Genomic DNA, 19825 nt, shown 5'->3' on the forward strand with positions numbered 1-19825 from the left:
CGTTCTAAGAAGTCTTAAACAAACTCTAACGCTCAACTCGGCATCCATCCTACCCACGTATGAGGAAACTTCGCTGGCCTGTGGGGGGCTTTTTACTTTTGCTTTGCTGGGCTGCCGTGCAGCCGGCCATAGCCGCCAAGCCCATGCCAACCCCGCTGCGGCTGTGGTACGACCGGCCCGCTGCCAACTGGAACGAGGCCCTGCCCCTCGGCAACGGTCGCCTGGGGGTGATGGTGTTTGGCGCGCCAGAACGCGAACGAATTCAGCTGAACGAGGAAACCATCTGGGCCGGCGGACCCAACAACAACGTGAAGCCTAACGCCCTGTCCGTGATTCGGCAGCTACGCGAGCAGCTCCGAGCCGGGCAGCTAGTGGAGGCCCAAGCGCTGGCGCAAACCCAGATGCAGCCGTACGGCAACAGCGGCATGCCTTACCAGATGGCCGCCAACGTGTACCTGGATTTTTCCGGTCACGAAAAAGCCGCCCACTACCAGCGCGACCTGGATATCAGCCGCGCCGTAGCCTCCGTTAGTTACCAGCTGGGGGGCGTTTCGTACCGGCGGGAGATATTCAGCTCCTTGCCCGATCAGGTTATCATCGTGCGCCTCACGGCCAGCAAGCCCGGCCAGATCAGCTGCCAGCTTGGCGCGGAAAGCCTGATGCCGCACACCCAGTGCACTGAAAACAACCAGCTGGTGCTCGATGGCCGCGGCAGCGAGCACGAAGGGCAAGAGGGGAAAATTCGCTTTCAGACGCGCGCGCAGGTTGTGGCCGAAGGCGGCACCGTGCAAACCACCGACGCAGGCATCCGCATTCAAAATGCTAACAGCGCCACGCTCTATATTTCCATCGGCACCAACTTCAACAACTACCACGACGTGAGCGGCAACGCCGCCGAGCGGGCCACGGCCCACCTGACAAAGGCCGTGAGCAAGCCCTACCGGCAGGCCCTGGCCGACCATGTAGCGACCTACCAGCGCTACTTCAACCGCGTGACGCTGAATCTAGGCGTAACGCCCGCAGCCCAGCTGCCCACCAATAAGCGCCTCGAAAACTTCGCTCAGGGTAATGACCCTGCCCTAGCGGCGCTGTATTTCCAATACGGCCGCTATTTACTCATTAGCTCCTCGCAGCCGGGCGGGCAGCCGGCCAATCTGCAAGGTATCTGGAACGACCAGCTCAAGGGCCCCTGGGACAGCAAGTACACGGTGAACATCAATACTGAAATGAACTACTGGCCGGCCGAGGCTACCAACCTCACCGAGCTGCACCAGCCTTTGTTTGCTATGCTCAAAGACCTGAGCGTGACCGGCCAGCAGAGCGCCCGCCAGATGTACGGGGCCCGGGGTTGGATGCTGCACCACAACACCGACATCTGGCGCATCACGGGGCAAGTCGACCCGCCGCAGTACGGCCTCTGGCCCATGGGCGGGGCCTGGCTCAGTCAGCACCTCTGGGACCATTACCAGTTCACCGGTGACGAGCAGTTTCTGCGCGAGTACTACCCCGTGCTCAAGGGCGCGGCCACCTACTGCCTCGATGCCTTGCAGGAGGAGCCCACCCATCAGTGGCGGGTAATAGCCCCGTCGGTGTCGCCCGAGAATACCTATTCGCTTCAGGGTAAAGCCATTGCCATTGTGGCGGGCACCACCATGGACAACCAGCTAGTGTTCGACCTGTTCTCGAAAACTATCCGGGCCGCCGAGCTGCTGAACACCGACCGCGCCTTTGCCGACACCCTGCTCACCCTGCGCGAGCAACTGCCGCCCATGCAGATTGGGCAGCACGGACAGGTGCAGGAGTGGCTGCAAGACGTGGACAACCCCCAGGACCAGCACCGTCACATTTCCCACCTCTACGGACTGTTCCCGAGCGGCCAGATTTCGCCCTACCGCACCCCCGAGTTGTTTGAAGCCGCCCGCGTGACGCTCACCCAGCGCGGCGACGCGTCCACGGGCTGGTCGATGGGGTGGAAGGTGAACTTTTGGGCCCGCATGCTCGATGGCAACCACGCCTATAAGCTGCTCACCGAGCAGCTGCGCCTGCGCTCCGGGGCGGGCGGCAACTCGGGCGAGGGCGGCGGCACTTACCCCAACCTGCTCGACGCGCACCCGCCGTTCCAGATTGACGGCAACTTTGGCTGCACCGCCGGCTTGGCCGAGCTACTGGTACAGAGCTACGACGGCGTCCTGGATTTGCTGCCGGCCCTGCCCGACGCCTGGCCGACGGGCGAAGTAACCGGCCTCGTGGCCCGCGGCGGCTACGTGGTAGACCTTGCTTGGGACAAGGGTAAAATAACCCGCGCACGCATCACCTCGCGTCTGGGGGGCAATTGTCGGGTGCGGGTGCACAGTCCCGTGAAAGGCTTTGGCAAAACGAAGCTCCAAACTGCCCAAGGTGACAACGCCAACCCGTTCTACCAGACGCCTTCCATAAAAGCCCCCCAGATATCCGGAAAAGCCCCCCAGCGGCAACCCACGCTGCCCGCGTCGTTTGTGTATGATTTTCCGACGGAAGCTGGAAAGGCCTATGAGCTGCGGTCCCAGTAAGCTTTCAGTCACTACTGCTCCCTTATTCTGTCATCCATCCTGATTCTATGAAAAAGAGCTTCCTCTTATCAGTCGTAGCCTTGCTGCTCCTGACGACTGCTACCAGCCTACAAGCGCAAAACCCCATCATTCGGGACGTCTTCACCGCCGACCCGGCCCCGCTCGTCTACCGCGACACGCTGTTTCTGTACACCAGCCACGATACTGCCTCGGTGCAGGAAACCAACTACAAAATGCCCGACTGGCGCATCTATTCCACCACCGACATGGTAAACTGGAAAGATTACGGCAAGCGCCTTTCGCCCCGCACCTTCGCCTGGGCTACCGGCGACGCGTATGCGGCGCAGTGCGTGTACCATAAGGGTAAGTTTTACTGGTTTGTATCCACCTTCCACAAGAAAGACGACAACAGCCAGGGCGGCGCGGCCATCGGCGTGGCCGTGTCGGATCGGCCGACGGGGCCGTTCAAGGATGCCATCGGCAAGGCGCTTATCATCAATGAGATGACCAAGGACAAGCCGCACGCTTGGGACGACATCGACCCGACGGTTTTCATCGACGACGACAAGCAGGTGTATATGTATTGGGGCAACTTAAGCTGCCGCTGGGTGAAGCTCAAAGACAACATGACGGAGCTGGATGGCCCCATCACGGTGCTGAATATCAAGAACTACATTGAAGGTCCCTGGGTGTACAAGCGCAAGAAGCTCTACTACCTCGTGTACGCCAGCCAGGGCACCAAGCCCGAAATGATTGAGTACTGCACAGCTCCCAGCGCCACCGGCCCCTGGACGTATCGGGGTATAATTCAGGAAAATGTGCCCAACAGCTTTACCACGCACCCCGGCATTATCGATTACAAGGGCAAGAGCTACTTCTTCTACCACAACGGCGCCCTGCCCACCGGCGGCAGCTACCGGCGCTCCATCTGCGTGGATTACCTGCACTACAATAAGGACGGTACTATCAAGCCTATCGTGCAGACGACCACAGGCGTGGCGCCGGTGAAGTAAAAACTCAGAGCGGCCCCTTCCCCTTCAACAGAAACCTTCCCACTCTGCTTTATGAAACGCTTCTTTCTCTTTCTGCTGTTCCTGAGTGCAGCCTCATCATTGAGGGCCGAAGACGGGCACCAGCTTTGGCTCCGCCCGCAGCGGGCCGCACCGGTTAAGGTGGTGGCTACCGGCAAGAATTCACTCCTGCTCGCTACGGCGCGGCAGGAGCTACAGCAAGGCTGGCAGGGAAAACCCGGCGCATCCGTTGCGCTAACCCTCACAAAGGACAAAACCATCAAGTACGACGGATTTCGCCTGGGACCTACCAGCGTGCAGGCTGCCACCGAGGCAGGCCTCCTGTACGGGGTGTATGAGCTGCTGCGGCGCCAGCAAACCGGCCAGCCCGTGCAAAACGACCTGCTCAATCCATCCTATGAGCACCGGCTCCTCAACCATTGGGACAACCCCGACGGGTCGGTGGAGCGGGGCTACGCCGGCCAGTCTATCTTTTGGCGCAAGGATAGCGCCCTGGTAACGACTAGCCAGGACAAAACCCGCTGGCAGGAATACGCCCGCGCCAATGCCTCCGTGGGCATCAATGGGGCCGTTATCAACAACGTGAATGCCGCCCCGCAGATCCTCTCGGCCGAGTACCTAACCCGCGTGAAGGCTATTGCCGACGTGCTGCGACCGTATGGCGTCAAGACCTATCTCGCGGTGAAGTTTTCCTCGCCAGTGCTGCTCGGGGGGCTCAAAACCGCCGACCCGCTGGACCCGGCGGTGGTTAAGTGGTGGCAAGGTAAGACCAAGGAGATTTACCGGCTGGTGCCCGATTTCGGTGGCTTTCTGGTGAAGGCCAGCAGCGAAGGCCAGCCCGGCCCCCAAGACTACGGCCGTACCCACGCCGACGGCGCCAACATGCTGGCCGACGCCGTGCGGCCTCACGGCGGCCTGGTGATGTGGCGCGCCTTCGTGTACAGCCCCAACGATAAGGACCGCGCCAAGCAGGCGTACAACGAATTTGTGCCCCTGGACGGCAAATTCCGCGACAACGTCATCGTGCAGGTAAAGAACGGTCCGATTGACTTTCAGCCGCGCGAGCCGTTCAGTCCGCTCTTTGGAGCCCTGAAAAAGACCTCCGTCATGCCTGAGTTTCAAATCACTCAGGAATATCTGGGACATTCTATTGATCTGGCGTTTCTCGCCCCCATGTGGGAAGAGTGCCTGGGCAGCGACACCCACCAAGCCGGTCCCGGCAGCACAGTGGCCCGCTGCACCGATGGCAGTGTGTACCCGCAGAAGCATACGGCTATGGCTGGCGTAGCCAACGTGGGCCTCGATACCAACTGGACCGGCCACGACTTTGCCCAGGCCAACTGGTACGCCTTCGGCCGCCTGGCCTGGAACAATCAACTGAAAAGCGCCCAGATTGCCGACGAGTGGCTGAAGCTGACCTTCGGTGGGCCGACTGCCGCCGCTGACTGGAATACCCAGTTTTTAACTCCCGTCAAGCAATTGATGCTGGATAGCCGGGAAGCCATCGTGAACTACTCGATGCCGCTGGGTTTGCACCACATCATGTCGGCCACTCGCGAGCACTACGGCCCTGGGCCGTGGTGGGCCCCACCCAAGATGCGCGCCGACTGGACTCCGCGCTATTATCATCAGGCCGATTCGGCCGGCGTAGGCTTCAACCGCACCAAAACCGGCAGCGATGCCGTGAGCCAGTACCACGAGCCCCTGGCAACCCAATTCAACGACCCGACCACCTGCCCCGACGAGTACCTGCTGTGGTTTCACCACCTGCCCTGGGATTTCAAGATGAAAAGCGGCAACACCTTGTGGAATGAGCTGTGCGCCCACTACGATAAGGGCGTGCAGCAGGTGCGGCAATTCCAGAAAGTGTGGGACAAAGCCCAGCCCTACGTCGACGCGGAGCGGTTTGCGGTGGTGCAGCACAAGCTGCGGAGCCAGAGCGGCAACGCCGTGCAGTGGAAAGACGCTTGTTTGCTCTACTTCCAGCAGTTCAGCCGTATGCCCATACCCGCGGACGTAGAGCCGCCCATGAATAACCTGGATGCTATCATAGCCAATGACATGCGGCCAAGAAGATAAGGGAATAGCTTATCAGCCAAGACAGAAGGCCGAGCAGTAACTCCTTCTTTACGTTTAGCTTATTTAATACCTCCTCTTATGATAAATTACCGCATATTTAATTCCGCGCTGCGCTGGCGCACTGCGCTAGGCCGGCGAGGCGTGCTGCTGGCCTTGCTGGGCAGCGGGCTGATAACGCCAGCTGAGCTCAGAGCGGAAGTACGCCTGCCGCGGCTGGTCAGCGACGGTATGGTGCTTCAGCGCGACGCCAAGCTGACGGTGTGGGGCTGGGGGGCAAAAGGCGAGAAAGTAACCCTGCGCTTCAAGAAAAAAACCTACTCCGCTACCACCGGCCCCGATGGCAAATGGACGGTGAGTCTGCCGGCACAGCCAGCGGGTGGGCCCTATACCATGAACATTGCGGCCAGCAACCAGCTAGAGCTCAAAGACATTCTGGTGGGCGACGTGTGGGTGTGCTCGGGCCAGTCGAACATGGAAACGCCCATGAGCCGCCTGCGCGACCGGTTTCCGGAGGAAATAGCCACAGCCAACAACCCCCGCATCCGGCAGTTCACGATGCCCACGAGCTACTCTTTCAAGGGTCCCAAAGATGACATCGCGAGCGGCAATTGGGTCAGCGTGAGTCCGCAGAGCATCGGGCAGTTTTCGGGCGTGGCGTACTTTTTTGCCAAAGACCTTTACGCTAAGTATCAGGTGCCCATTGGGTTAATCAAAAATGCCATAGGCGGCTCCCCAGCCGAAGCCTGGCTGAGCGCCGAGGCACTCAAGCAGTTTCCCGCCTACCAGCAGCAAGGCGAGCAGTACAAGGACAGTGCGCTGGTAGCCAGCATTCAGCAGCGCGACCAGGCCGCTGGCCGCGCCTGGCAGCAGCGCCTCTATAAGGCCGATCAGGGGCAGGCGCCCGGCCAAATGAAGTGGTCGGCGCCCGGCTATGATGCTACGGGCTGGGCTACCATGGGCGTGCCCGGCTTCTGGGCCGACCAAACACCGCTGGGCCAGGTTAATGGCGTACTCTGGTTTCGCAAGGAAGTGGAAGTGCCGGCCAGCATGGTTGGCAAGCCCGCCCGTCTGGAGCTAGGCACGCTGGTCGATGCCGACTCCACTTACATCAACGGTCAATTGGTGGGCACCACCGGCTACCAGTATCCGCCCCGCAAGTACGACTTTGGCCCCGGCGTATTGAAGCCAGGCAAAAACGTAATTGTAGTGCGCCTCATCAGCAACGGCGGGCGCGGCGGCTTCACCCCCGACAAGCAATACCAGCTTAGCGCCGGGGGGCAAACTCTGGATCTGCGCGGTCCCTGGCAGTACAAGCTGGGAGCTGCTATGCCGCCTGCACCGGGTAGCACTTCCTTTCAAAATCAGCCTGGGGGGCTTTTTAACGGCATGGTGGGGCCGCTGCTGCCCTACGCTATCAAGGGCGTCATCTGGTTTCAGGGGGAGTCCAACACGGGCAAGGCGCAGGAATATCAGCAGCTTTTCTCGGCCGTAATTACCGACTGGCGCAAGCAGTGGCAGCGGCCCACGCTGCCATTTCTGTACGTGCAGCTCGCCAACTTTATGAGCACCCGGCCTCAGCCCGGCGAAAGCGGCTGGGCCGGCGTGCGCGACGCCCAGCGCCAAACCTTGCAGCTGCCCAATACGGGCATGGTCGTCGCCATCGACGTGGGCGAGTGGAACGACATTCACCCCTTGGACAAAGAAACTGTGGGTAAACGCCTCGCCCTGGCCGCCCGCCAGGTGGCTTACGGCGAGAAAAAGCTGGTGGCGTCTGGTCCTTTATACCAATCCATGCAGGTGAAAGACGGCAAGGCAGTACTCCAGTTCGCCAGTGTGGGGGGCGGTTTGGTGGCCAAAGGCAGCGGACCGCTCACACAGTTTGCCATAGCCGGCCCCGACAAAAAATTCGTGTGGGCGCAGGCACGCATCGAGGGTAACACCGTCGTGGTGTGGCACGACGAGGTGCCGGCGCCGGCCTTCGTGCGCTATGCCTGGGCCGACAACCCAGCCGGCGCCAACCTATACAATAAGGAGGGATTGCCAGCTTCACCTTTCCAGGCTAGCTCGGTAGCAGTTCCCTAAAGCGTTGAACTCGCGATTCAGAAATCCGCAAAGTGAAACGCCTGGGCTTGCCATAGAGTAAAGACAATAGTATTATTTCTAACACGTAATAAGCTCGACTGCTACCGATCCTGTGTTGTTGCGTTTGATTATTCAAAGATATTTTAAGAAATAAAAATGCCTGCTAAATACCTATCGAAACCGTTTCCGAAAACGGTTTCGATATTTTTATTTGAAAACGAAGCGCGTACGCCCCGATTTAGAATGCCACGTGTAATCGATTGTGATGTATATTCGATGAGTAGATACAACGTACACTAGCTATTGCTCCCTCTTGAAGCTGACAGATAGTAAGTTGTTGACTTACTTGTTAATTGTACTTTGTAAAGTAGGGCGCTCGATGGTTACTGCCATTAGGGCGGCATGTTTCCCTTCAGGCTTATCTGAAAAACCCTTTACTTCCCACCCATGAAATACCTGCTCGGGTACGATATAGGCAGTTCATCCATCAAGGTCGCTCTACTTAGCGTGGATACCGGCAAGTGCGTGGCCAGCGTCACATCGCCGAAAAAGGAGATGGAAATTACCGCGGAAGCGGTAGGCTGGGCCGAGCAACGGCCGGAGCGCTGGTGGCAGGAGGTAGTAAACGCCACGCGGGAGCTAAAAAGCGAGTATGGCTTCGATGCGTCGCTGGTGGCCGGTATTGGCATCACCTATCAGATGCACGGCCTCGTACTGCTTGACAAGGATGGTAAGGTGTTGCGGCCCGCCATTATATGGTGCGACAGCCGCGCCGTAGACTTTGGCAACCAAGCGTTTGCGGAATTAGGCGAAGAATACTGCCTCCAGAATTTTCTGAATTCGCCCGGCAACTTCACGGCTTCCAAGCTCAAGTGGGTAAAGGAAAACGAGCCCGCTATCTACGAGCAGATCTACAAGATTCAGCTGCCCGGCGACTACATCGCTTACCAACTCACAGGCCAGATGCAGACCACTGTATCGGGCTTGTCGGAAGGGGTTTTCTGGAATTTCCGCGAGCAGAGCATCGCCCAGGATCTGCTCGATTATTACGGCATCAGCCGCGACTTACTGCCCGAGGTAGTCGACACATTTGCCCCCCAGGGCCAGCTCACGGCCGAAGCGGCTCAGGAACTGGGCCTCCATGCGGGTACGCCCATCAGCTACCGCGCCGGCGACCAGCCTAATAATGCCTTCTCGCTCAATGTATTGCAGCCCGGCGAAATAGCCGCCACGGCCGGTACTTCAGGGGTTGTGTACGGCATCACCGATCAGCCCGCCTCCGACCCGCATTCGCGCGTCAATGCGTTTGCCCACGTGAACAGCACGCCCGAGCAGCCCCGCAACGGGGTGTTAATGTGCATGAACGGCACGGGCATTCTAAATAGCTGGCTGCGCAAAATCGTCGGCGAAATGCCCTACGACCAGATGAACCAGCTGGCCGCTCAAGCGCCAATCGGGTCGGAGGGCTTGCTGTTTTTGCCCTTCGGCAACGGCGCTGAGCGCATCCTTGAAAACCGCCCTACTGATGCCGAACTGCGCGGTCTGAGCTTCAATATTCACTCGCAGGCGCACGTGCTGCGCGCGGCCCAGGAGGGAATTGTGTTTGCGCTGAACTACGGCATGGACATTATGCGCAGCATGGGCGTGCAAGTGCAAAAGGTGCGCGCCGGCAACGCCAACATGTTCCTGAGCCCGCTGTTCCGCGAAGCTTTTGTGAATACTGGCAACGTGACCCTGGAGCTATATAATACGGATGCGGCTCAGGGCGCGGCCCGCGGCGCCGGTATCGGCGTGGGCGTGTACGCCAGCCCGGCCGAAGCCTTTGGGAGCCTGGAGCGTATCCTAACCTTGGAGCCTACGACGGAACTGCAAACACAATATCAATCGGCCTATGCCCGCTGGCACAAGGTTCTTACTCAACAGATTCTTTCAACCACAACCACCCAGACAGATGTCGTCCAACACGCTTTCTAAAACGGAATTCTTTAAAGGCATTGACACCATTCGCTTCGAAGGACGCGAGTCGGACAACCCGCTATCCTTCAAATGGTACGACGAGAACCGCGTCGTGGGGGGCAAAACCATGAAGGAGCACCTGCGCTTCGCTGTATCGTACTGGCACACCTTCACTGGCACCGGCGGCGACCCATTCGGGCCCGGCACCAAGACCTTTGCCTGGGATTCGCACCATGAAATCATTGGCCGCGCCAAGGAAAAAATGGATGCTGCCTTCGAGTTTTTCACCAAGCTCGGCACGCCCTACTACTGCTTCCACGATATCGACCTGGTAGACGAAGGCGACTCGCTGGCTGAGTATGAGCGCAATCTGCAAGCCATTGTAGACTACGCCAAGGAGCACCAGACGGCCAGCGGCATAAAGCTGCTGTGGGGCACGGCCAACGTGTTTTCGCACCCGCGCTACATGAACGGCGCCAGCACCAACCCCGACTTCTCCGTGTTGGCGCACGCTGCGACGCAGGTGAAAAACTCCATGGACGCGACCATCGCGCTGGGAGGCGAGGGCTACACCTTCTGGGGTGGCCGTGAGGGCTACATGACCCTGCTCAACACCAACATGAAGCGTGAGCTGGACCACATGGGTCGCTTCCTGAGCACGGCCCGCGACTACGCTCGCAAGCAAGGCTTCACCGGCAAGTTCTTCATCGAGCCCAAGCCCGCCGAGCCTACCAAGCACCAGTATGACTTCGATGCGGCCACGGTTATTGGCTTCCTGAAAGAGTACGGCTTGGAAAACGACTTCATGCTGAACCTCGAAACCAACCACGCCACGCTGGCTGGCCACACTTTCCAGCACGAGCTGCAAGTAGCCGCCGATAATAACATGCTCGGCAGCATGGACGCCAACCGCGGCGACTACCAGAACGGCTGGGACACCGACCAGTTCCCTAACAACATCAACGAGCTGACCGAGTGCATGCTCATCATTCTGGAGCACGGTGGCATTAAGCCCGGCGGCATCAACTTCGACGCCAAAACGCGCCGCAACTCAACCGATCTGGAGGACATTTTCGTGGCGCACATCAGTGGCATGGATGCATTTGCCCGCGCTTTGGTAACGGCCAACGATATTCTGGAAAAGTCGCCTTACAAGAAGTTCCGCACGGAGCGCTATGCCTCCTTTGACAGCGGCGACGGTGCTGCTTTCGAGAAAGGCCAGCTGACCCTGGAAGACCTGCGCACCATTGCCCATAAGTCGGGCGAGCCGGTGATGAAGAGCGGCAAGCAGGAGTGGCTGGAAGCCATTATCAACCAATACATCTAAACTGAGTGAAACCGAACCGGCTGGCTGCTTGGGTGGGAATTTTCGTGGCCGGCCGGGGACGTTTTATTTAATGTAGCGCAGCATGATTGAGCAGCAGATATCAGTAGAAGAGCAAAGTGTAAGCACCATCCGCCTTTTGTCGGTGGATATGGTGCAGAAGGCTAATTCCGGCCATCCGGGCTTGCCGCTGGGAGCCGCGCCTATGGCCTACGTGCTGTGGTCGCGGTTTTTGCGGTTTAACCCCCAGGATCCCGCCTGGCCCGACCGGGACAGGTTTGTGCTGTCGGCTGGTCATGGCTCGGCCCTGCTGTATAGCCTGCTGCATCTGTATGGCTACGATTTGCCGCTTGAGGAACTCAAAAACTTCCGCCAGCTGCACTCCAAAACGCCGGGTCACCCGGAGTCCAACATCACGGCGGGCGTGGAAGTAACCACGGGCCCACTGGGTCAGGGCTTCGCCAATGGCGTGGGCATGGCCATGGCCGAAGCACATTTGGCCGCCATGTACAACAAGGAGGGGCACGAAGTAGTAAATCACTATACGTACTCTATTGTGAGCGACGGCGACCTGATGGAAGGAATTGCGGCTGAGGCCGCCTCCCTGGCCGGCCACCTGAAGCTGGGCAAGCTCATTTACCTCTACGACGACAACGATATCAGTCTCGACGGGCCCACCAGCCTATCTTACACCGAGGATCCGTTGATGCGATTCGAAGCCTACGGCTGGCACACCCAGCGCGTGATGGACGGCAACGATCTGGACGGCATTGAGCAGGCTATTCGGGCGGCGCAGGCTGAGACCGACCGGCCTTCGCTGATTTCGATTAAAACCATTATTGGTTTTGGTAGTCCGCAGGAAGGCACAAGCAAAGTGCACGGCAGCCCACTGGGCGACGAAAACCTACGCAAAGTCAAGGAGTATTTTGGCTGGAACCCCGACGAGTCGTTTGTGGTGCCCGAAGAAGTACGTCAACACTTGGCCGAACCCGGCCAGCGCGGCGCGAAGCTGCAGCAGGAGTGGCAACAAAAGTTTGAGGCTTACCAGCAGCAGTTTAAGCAGGAAGGCGAGCAGTTTCTAACATCCTTTACCAGCGATCTGCCCGCTGGCTGGGACGCGGAGCTGCCCGTTTTCACGCCCGCCGATGGTGCTTTGGCTACTCGCCAGGCCTCGGGCAAGGCGCTAAGCGCGTTGAAGAAAACGATTCCTTTTCTGTTTGGTGGCTCGGCCGACCTGGCCAGCTCCAACGAAATGCCCCCCGCCGGCGACCTGAGCTTTCAGCCGGGCAGCTACGAGAAGAGCAACATCTGGTTTGGGGTGCGCGAGCACGCCATGGGCGGCGCCCTGAACGGCATGTCGCGCCACGGCGGCGTGCGCGTGTACGGTGGCACCTTCCTCACTTTCTCCGATTACATGCGGGGGGCAATTCGTCTCACTGCCCTTGCCGAATCGGCCGCTACGTTCGTTTTCACCCACGATAGTATCGGTTTGGGCGAAGATGGACCTACGCACCAGCCGGTAGAGCAAGTGGCCGCCCTGCGCACCATCCCCAACATTATCGTGCTGCGCCCCGGCGACGCCAACGAAACCGTAGAATCGTGGCGCGTTGCTATGACAAAGCCAGCGTCGCCTGTTGTCTTGATTTTGTCGCGCCAGAAACTGCCTACACTGGATCAAGAAAAGTATGGCTCGGCGCGCGAAGGCGTGGCCAAAGGAGCTTACATTCTGAGCGAAGCCGAGGGTGGTAAACCTCAGCTCATTTTGATAGCTACTGGCTCGGAAGTGTCATTAGCTATGCAGGCTCAGCAGGAGCTCCAGAAGCAAGGCATTGCGGCGCGGGTCGTGAGTATGCCGAGTTGGGAGCTGTTTGAGCAGCAGAACAAAGCGTATCAACGGCAAGTTTTGCCCCCCACCGTGCGCAAGCGCGTTACCATTGAAGCCGGCTCGCCCATTGGCTGGCACAAGTACGCCACCGATGAAGGCACCGTCATCAGCATGAACCGCTTTGGCGAGTCGGGTCCGGGTGAGGAAGTGATGGCCATGTTTGGCTTCACGGTAGAGAATGTGGTAGAGAAGGCTAAGGCGTTACTGGAAGACAACCCCGCCGAAACCGAGCCCAAAGAAGTTCTTTCCTAGAAATGACGGCCTTATTCATTCCTCGAATAAGGCCGTCATGCAGAGCAGCGCGAAGCATCTCGCGTGCTGAGGTTGCCAAAGCATATGTCATGCTGAGCTTGTCGAAGCATCTCTCCCGCTTCGTTGAGCACCGATTGGAATTAGTTACCAGTAGAGATGCTTCGACTTCGTTTAGCATACCTCAGCACGCGAGATGCTTCGCGCTGCTCTGCATGACGTTCTGTTTTTAGCACCATTTCTCTAGTCCAAGAATAAACCTAATGACCAAACTGCACTCAAACCGACCGCTGGGGGGCTTTTTTGAGACGAATACGCCACGTTTTTCCCTGCGAAAGTGGGGAAAAAGAGTCGGGCTCCTTGCCGGACTCGGGCTTGGCTTAACGCTTAATGCCGTCGCCCAAACGGTGCAGGTAACAGTGCAGCCCGGCGACCCTAAGCTGCAAATCAGCAAGCACATTTACGGGCATTTTGCCGAGCATTTGGGCCGCTGTATCTACGATGGCTTTTGGGTGGATGAAAAGCTGAACGTACCCAAACAGGGCCGTATCCGCATGGACATTGTGGAGGCCCTGCGCAAGATAAAAGTGCCCAATCTGCGCTGGCCTGGCGGCTGCTTCGCCGATACCTATCACTGGCGCGACGGCGTGGGGCCCACGGCCCAACGTCCCAAGATGCTAAATATGTGGTGGGGCAATAATCTGGAAGACAACAGCTTCGGTACCCACGAGTTTCTGGAGTTGTGTAAGCTGCTGGGCACCGAGCCGTATCTGGCGGCCAATGTGGGCAGTGGTACAGTGCAGGAAATGGCGGGCTGGATGGAGTACCTGAACTCCAACGACGACACGCCGCTCGTGCTTGAGCGGCGCAAAAACGGCCAAGCCAAACCTTACGGTGTAACCTGGTGGGGCATCGGCAACGAAAGCTGGGGCTGCGGCGGCAATATGACGGCCGAGTACTACACCGATGTGTATAAGCGCTACGCCACTTTCGCCCACAACTACCCGGCCTCGCCTCCGCTGAAGAAAATCGTGAGTGGGGCCAATGGCGACGACGCTCACTGGACGGAGACGTGCATGAAAAATATTCCGCTCAACCAGATGTGGGGCCTCACGTTGCACCAATACACGCTGCCCACCGGCAGCTGGACTGGCAGCAAGGGCAAGGCCACCGGCTTCAACGAGCAGGAGTACTTCAACACCATGAAGAACTGCCTGAAAATGGAAGCCGTGGTGACCAAGCACGCTGCCATCATGGACAAGTACGACAAGGACAAAAAGGTAGCCTTGCTGGTGGATGAGTGGGGCGTGTGGACCGATGTGGAGCCCGGCACCAACCCCGGCTTTTTGTTCCAGCAAAACTCCCTGCGCGACGCGCTGGTAGCGGGCACCACGCTCAACATCTTCAACAATCACTGCGACCGGGTGCGGGGGGCAAATTTGGCTCAGGCCGTGAACGTACTGCAAGCACTCGTGCTGACGGACAAGGAAAAGATGCTGCTCACGCCCACCTACCACGTTTTTGATCTATATCAGGTGCACCAGGATGCCCAATACATGCCCCTGCAATTCACCAGCCCTGATTATGTAATGGGCAACGACAAAGTGCCCGCCCTGAACGCTTCAGCTTCCAAAGACGCCAGTGGCGCCGTTCACATCTCCCTGGTAAACCTGGATACCAAAAAGACCCTGAAGCTGGAAACCGCCCTGCCCGGCGTAACCTGGAAAACCGTGTCCGGCCGGATTCTGACCTCGGCCAGCGTGAGCGACTATAACTCGTTTGACAACCCCAACAAAGTGAAGCTGGGGAGCTTTTCTGGCGCTAAGAAGCGCGGCGGCAACCTGGCCGTGGAGCTGCCACCCCAGTCGGTGGTGGTGCTGGAGCTGAAGTAACCGCTGCTTGAAGCTCGCATATCCTGTATCTATTTCCCGTTGCTATTCCACTTCCATGATTATCAAAAAGACTTTTACATACGCCATCCTTACCGGTGTTTCGCTGGGCTTTATCCAGAAGTCGGAGCCAACTTTAAAGGATGCGTTCAAGCAGGATTTCTATGTGGGCGCGGCCCTCAACGGCCGGCAGATTAGTGGTCAGGATCCCAAAGCTACAGCCCTAATTAAGCAGCAGTTCAACACCATCAGCCCCGAAAACCTGCTCAAGTGGGGACCCGTGCACCCGCAGCCGGACACCTACAACTTCAAGCCGGCCGACGACTACGTAAAGTTCGGGCAGGACAACAAGATGTTCATTGTGGGGCACACGCTCATGTGGCACCAGCAGACGCCCAAGTGGGTATTTGAAGACGCCGCCGGCAACCCCGTGAGCCGGGAAGTGCTGCTCAAGCGCCTGGAAGACCACATCAATACCGTAGTGGGCCGCTACAAAGGCAAGATCGGCGGCTGGGACGTAGTGAACGAGGCCATCGATGACCAGCAGGGCGACTTGCGCAAAACCAAGTGGCTGGAAATTCTGGGCGAAGATTTCGCCGCCAAAGCATTTGAGTACGCCCACAAAGCCGACCCTAAAGCGGAACTGTACTACAACGATTACAGCCTCTATCGCCCCGAAAAGCGGGCAGGTACCATCAAGCTGGTCAAGAGCTTACAAGCCAAAGGTATCAAAGTGGCGGCTATTGGTATGCAGGGCCACTACGGCCTGACCAAACCGAGCCTGGAGGATATAGAGGCGAGCATTGTCGCTTTCTCGAAGCTGGGGGTAAAGGTCAACTTCACGGAGCTGGACATCGACGTGCTGCCTAATCCCAGCCGCCGCCAGGGCGCCGACATCGCCGAGACCTTTGGCGCCGACGAGAAGTACAACGTGTATACCACCGGCCTGCCCGACTCGGTGCAGCAAAAGCTGACCAAACGCTACGCTGACCTGTTCGCCCTCTTCCGCAAGCACCGCAACGTAATCGACCGCATCACGCTCTGGGGCGTGACCGACAACGATTCCTGGCTAAACGACTGGCCCATCCGAGGCCGCACCAGCTACCCGCTGCTCTTCGACCGCAGCTACCAGCCCAAGCCCGCTATGCAGGCCGTTCTGCAAACGGCGAAGAATAAAATGTAGAACGCGTTTCGCGAAAAGCTATGCTACTCAAACCCATCCAACTGTACTTATACATGCGCCGCAAATGGCAGCTGCCTATGCTGCTCGCGTTGCTGGCGACGCTGCCTACGCTAGCCGGCCCAACAGTGCCGGGAGCTGAAGTCTACGTGTCGAGCCAAAAGGGCAAAGGTGGCTTTACGCTGGCGGCGGGGGGCAAAACGGCCGCTCTTTACGCCAGCAACTCCGACTGGCCCGGCGTGCTGCGCGCCGCCAAGGATTTGCAGACCGACATTAACCGCGTAACTAAGCTCACGCCCACCTTCACCACCGACAAAGCACCAGCCGGCAAGGAAGTAGTGCTCATCGGCACGCTGGGAAAAAGCCCCCTGATCGACGGTTTGGTGAAAGCCAAGAAGCTCGACGTGGCGGGCGTGGCGGGCAAGTGGGAAACTTTCGTGCTGCAAGTGGTAGAAAAACCAATGCCCGGTGTTGACCGCGCCTTGGTGATTGCCGGCAGCGACAAGCGCGGCACCATCTTCGGCATTTACGATTTGTCGCAGCAGATTGGCGTATCGCCGTGGCACTGGTGGGCCGATGTGCCCACGCCGCAACAGCAGGCTTTGTATGTGGCGCCCGGCCGGCATACCCAAGGCGAGCCGAAGGTGAAATACCGGGGCATTTTCCTTAATGACGAGGCGCCCGCCTTGAGCGGCTGGGCCAAGGAGAAATTCGGCGGTATCAACTCTAAGATGTACGTCCATGTATTCGAGCTGATTCTGCGCCTGAAGGGTAACTACCTGTGGCCAGCTATGTGGGGCAATGCCTTCAACGACGACGATAAGCAGAGCCCCGTGTTAGCTGATGAGTACGGCGTGGTGATGGGCACTTCCCACCACGAGCCCATGGTACGCTCGCAGCAGGAGTGGAAGCGCTTTGGCAGCGGCCCCTGGAACTACCAGACCAACGAAAAAATCTTGCAGGACTTCTGGCGGCAGGGTATCAAGAATATGGGCACCAAGGAGAGCATCGTGACCATGGGCATGCGCGGCGACGGCGACGAGCCCATGAGTGAGGGCAGCAACATTGCCTTGCTGGAGAAGATTGTAGCCGATCAGCGCCGGATTATTGCCGAAGAAACCGGCAAGCCCGCCGAGCAAACCCCGCAGCTTTGGGCCCTCTACAAGGAAGTGCAGGACTATTACGACAAAGGCATGCGCGTACCCGACGACGTGACCCTACTGCTCTGCGACGACAACTGGGGCAATATCCGCAAGCTTCCCAAGCAAGGCGAAAAGCCCCGCAGCGGCGGCTACGGCATCTATTATCACTTCGATTATGTGGGTGGGCCGCGCAACTATAAGTGGCTCAACACCAACCCGCTTCCGCGTATCTGGGAGCAGATGCACTTGGCCCACGAGTACGGTGCCAATCAGATATGGATTGTGAACGTGGGCGACCTGAAGCCCATGGAATTGCCCATCAGCTTCTTTCTGGACTACGCCTGGAACCCCGATAAGATAAAGGCCGACCAAGTGGCAGCGTACACGCAGCGCTGGGCCAGTCAGCAATTCGGCGAGAAACACGCCACTGATATTGCTGATATTCTGGCTAAATACGCTAAGTACAACGCCCGCCGCAAGCCCGAGTTGCTCGACGCCAACACCTACAGCCTAGCCACCGGCGAGTGGGCCACCGTCGTGAGCGACTACCAGCGCTTGCTGGAGCGGGCCGAAGCTATTAACCAGAAATTGCCCCCCACCGTCCGCGACGCTTATTATCAGCTGGTGCTGCACCCGGTGCAGGCTAGCGCCAACCTCAATGAGCTGTACTACACCGTAGCCCAAAACCGGGAGGCCGCCAAAGCTGGTCATTCCACTACCAATGCGCTGGCCGACAAAGCCAAAGCTTTGTTTGAAAAAGATGTGGAGATTAAAAACCGCTACCACGCCCTGGCTGGGGGCAAGTGGAACCACATGATGGATCAGACGCACATCGGTTACACCTATTGGCAGCAGCCGCCCGTGGATAAAATGCCAGAGGTGGTGACATTGACGCCCGATAAAATAGTGGCCGCAGCCGAGCCAACAGTTCCGGCGCCCCATGTCAGCGACAAGTTTATCTCGATTGAAGCCGAGCAATTTACGCGGGCTGTAAATGCGGGCTCCATCACCTGGCAGCACCTCCCCGACCTGGGCCGCACAGCCGGAGCCGTCACGACGTTTCCGGTTACGGCCGCGCCAACGGCCGCGCCCGGCGGTGCCAGTCCACATTTGGAATACGAACTCACCCTAACGCAGGCTGGCCCCGTAACGGTGCAGGCATATTTGTCCCCCACACTGGATTTTATGGCCAGCCAAGGGTTGCGGTACGCCGTGTCGTTCGACGACGAAGCCCCCCAGATCATTAATCTGCATACGGGTATGGTAGCCGACAACGGCAACCGCCCTTGGGAGCAGGCGGTAGCGCAGAATATTATTCTGAAAACCTCCACGCACACGCTGGCCAAGCCCGGTAAGCATGTATTGAAACTCTGGCGCGTCGACCCCGGCGTGGTAGTGCAAAAACTGGTGGTAGACCTCGGCGGCGTGAAGCCCAGCTACCTCGGCCCACCCGAGAACTTCTCGAAGAGCACGCCCGCGCCGAAAGCTACTAAGGCATCTAAGGGTAGCGTAGGACAGCGCTAGGCTACTTATCTAGTTGTCCTGATTGTCCTGCGGGCATAGGTGTCCGGCGAGGCTCAAACGGGAGCAGGAATTTGCCCCCCGCATCATGCGCATGTATGCGACAAAGGAAAATGGCTCCAGAAAACGCCTGCCCAATTGGGCAGGCGTTTTTTAGTATGGAATTCAGAGCAATTTGTAGTCTAAGCTCAACTGTAAAGCCGCGCCCAGTCAATGACTAGCCAAGCCGACTCTCACCTGCAAAGCTTTGATTTAACAATTTAAACTATAGCGATTTATAGAAATTCGCTGCCTGTGGCCTGCATTACTTTTCTGACCTGAAAACAGGCGCAATTTTTGGGAAAATGCTGGTAGACACAGTATTAGGTTTTTTCACCAGCCGAGTATGTCTTCTTCCCCTATCGTTCAAGCTACACGGCTCTGGCAGGATATGCTGGGCCAGGAACACGAAATGCCGCGCTCTTTCCTCTGGCAGCATGTGCAGGAGAGGAGCCTGACGAAGCCGGCCCCATCGACTGGAAAAACCGTCAGCCCAAGACGCGCATTTACTTGCAAAGCGGCCACGTTATCTGCGTTTTGGGCACTTATGAGCAGTGGTGCTGCCGCTGGCTGGCTTATACAAAATGGCACACTGTTTCATTGCAGCAGTACGGCCTGAATTAAAGCTGACCTGAATAGATCAAGCCGTTTGAGATAATAAAATGCCCCCCAGACAAACAGGCGGTTGTTTTTCGCTTCGGGGCAAAAGCACATTGGCTACAGGCAGCCGTAAAGCTGCGCAGCAGGAAAGCGGATACGTTGTATACCATTGATTACCGCCTTACAATCAGCGTGTTGTTTGGTTGGATTTGCTGGGCTATTGCTTCAGAAAGCAAACACAGTAGATTTGTTCATAATTCTATAGCGAGTTTCGAATAAATTCTATTCATAATCAGTAG

At 58.1% G+C, this 19825-nt stretch carries 10 protein-coding genes; all 10 read left to right on the plus strand.

Annotated features, from left to right (window positions below; translation table 11 throughout):
- Nucleotides 1–59: 59 nt before the first annotated feature.
- Nucleotides 60–2549 carry a glycoside hydrolase family 95 protein gene (locus IEW06_RS06350; RefSeq protein WP_188547723.1) on the plus strand — a complete coding sequence of 830 codons (2490 nt, stop codon included), beginning with the start codon at nt 60–62 and terminating at the stop codon, nt 2547–2549.
- Between the two features lie 47 nt (nt 2550–2596).
- A complete protein-coding gene (locus tag IEW06_RS06355) occupies nt 2597–3562 on the plus strand; it encodes a glycoside hydrolase family 43 protein (RefSeq protein ID WP_188547725.1) in 966 nt (321 codons plus the stop codon).
- 51 nt (nt 3563–3613) lie between these two features.
- Nucleotides 3614–5659: an alpha-glucuronidase gene (locus tag IEW06_RS06360; protein ID WP_188547727.1), complete on the plus strand. Its 2046-nt coding sequence runs from the start codon at nt 3614–3616 to the stop codon at nt 5657–5659.
- 78 nt (nt 5660–5737) lie between these two features.
- Nucleotides 5738–7741: a sialate O-acetylesterase gene (locus IEW06_RS06365; RefSeq protein ID WP_187733417.1), complete on the plus strand. Its 2004-nt coding sequence runs from the start codon at nt 5738–5740 to the stop codon at nt 7739–7741.
- A gap of 447 nt (nt 7742–8188) precedes the next feature.
- Nucleotides 8189–9715: a xylulokinase gene (locus tag IEW06_RS06370; RefSeq protein WP_187733416.1), complete on the plus strand. Its 1527-nt coding sequence runs from the start codon at nt 8189–8191 to the stop codon at nt 9713–9715.
- On the plus strand, nt 9693–11024 hold the full coding sequence (gene xylA, locus IEW06_RS06375) for a xylose isomerase (protein ID WP_187733415.1): 1332 nt from the start codon (nt 9693–9695) through the stop codon (nt 11022–11024). The genes IEW06_RS06370 and xylA overlap by 23 nt, the downstream gene beginning before the upstream one ends.
- 82 nt (nt 11025–11106) lie before the next feature.
- Entirely contained in the window at nt 11107–13158 is a 2052-nt protein-coding gene (gene tkt, locus IEW06_RS06380; RefSeq protein WP_188547729.1) for a transketolase, read from the plus strand.
- 260 nt (nt 13159–13418) lie between these two features.
- On the plus strand, nt 13419–15047 hold the full coding sequence (locus IEW06_RS06385; protein ID WP_187733414.1) for an alpha-N-arabinofuranosidase: 1629 nt from the start codon (nt 13419–13421) through the stop codon (nt 15045–15047).
- Nucleotides 15048–15102: 55 nt separating this feature from the next.
- Nucleotides 15103–16227, plus strand: coding sequence for an endo-1,4-beta-xylanase (locus tag IEW06_RS06390; protein ID WP_187733413.1), 1125 nt, complete (start codon nt 15103–15105; stop codon nt 16225–16227).
- Nucleotides 16228–16247: 20 nt separating this feature from the next.
- Entirely contained in the window at nt 16248–18890 is a 2643-nt protein-coding gene (locus tag IEW06_RS06395; RefSeq protein WP_229743058.1) for a glycosyl hydrolase 115 family protein, read from the plus strand.
- Nucleotides 18891–19825 lie beyond the last annotated feature (935 nt).

This window comes from Hymenobacter qilianensis, from assembly GCF_014638675.1.
In the GTDB taxonomy this organism is placed as follows: Bacteria; Bacteroidota; Bacteroidia; order Cytophagales; family Hymenobacteraceae; genus Hymenobacter; species Hymenobacter qilianensis.

Excerpts from the sequence above, each read along its gene's own strand:
- IEW06_RS06355 (WP_188547725.1), top strand. The coding sequence starts at position 2,597 with ATGAAAAAGAGCTTCCTCTTATCAGTCGTAGCCTTGCTGCTCCTGACG.
- IEW06_RS06350 (WP_188547723.1), top strand. The coding sequence starts at position 60 with ATGAGGAAACTTCGCTGGCCTGTGGGGGGCTTTTTACTTTTGCTTTGC.
- xylA (WP_187733415.1), top strand. The coding sequence starts at position 9,693 with ATGTCGTCCAACACGCTTTCTAAAACGGAATTCTTTAAAGGCATTGAC.
- IEW06_RS06395 (WP_229743058.1), top strand. The coding sequence starts at position 16,248 with ATGCTACTCAAACCCATCCAACTGTACTTATACATGCGCCGCAAATGG.
- IEW06_RS06390 (WP_187733413.1), top strand. The coding sequence starts at position 15,103 with ATGATTATCAAAAAGACTTTTACATACGCCATCCTTACCGGTGTTTCG.
- IEW06_RS06370 (WP_187733416.1), top strand. The coding sequence starts at position 8,189 with ATGAAATACCTGCTCGGGTACGATATAGGCAGTTCATCCATCAAGGTC.
- IEW06_RS06365 (WP_187733417.1), top strand. The coding sequence starts at position 5,738 with ATGATAAATTACCGCATATTTAATTCCGCGCTGCGCTGGCGCACTGCG.
- tkt (WP_188547729.1), top strand. The coding sequence starts at position 11,107 with ATGATTGAGCAGCAGATATCAGTAGAAGAGCAAAGTGTAAGCACCATC.
- IEW06_RS06360 (WP_188547727.1), top strand. The coding sequence starts at position 3,614 with ATGAAACGCTTCTTTCTCTTTCTGCTGTTCCTGAGTGCAGCCTCATCA.
- IEW06_RS06385 (WP_187733414.1), top strand. The coding sequence starts at position 13,419 with ATGACCAAACTGCACTCAAACCGACCGCTGGGGGGCTTTTTTGAGACG.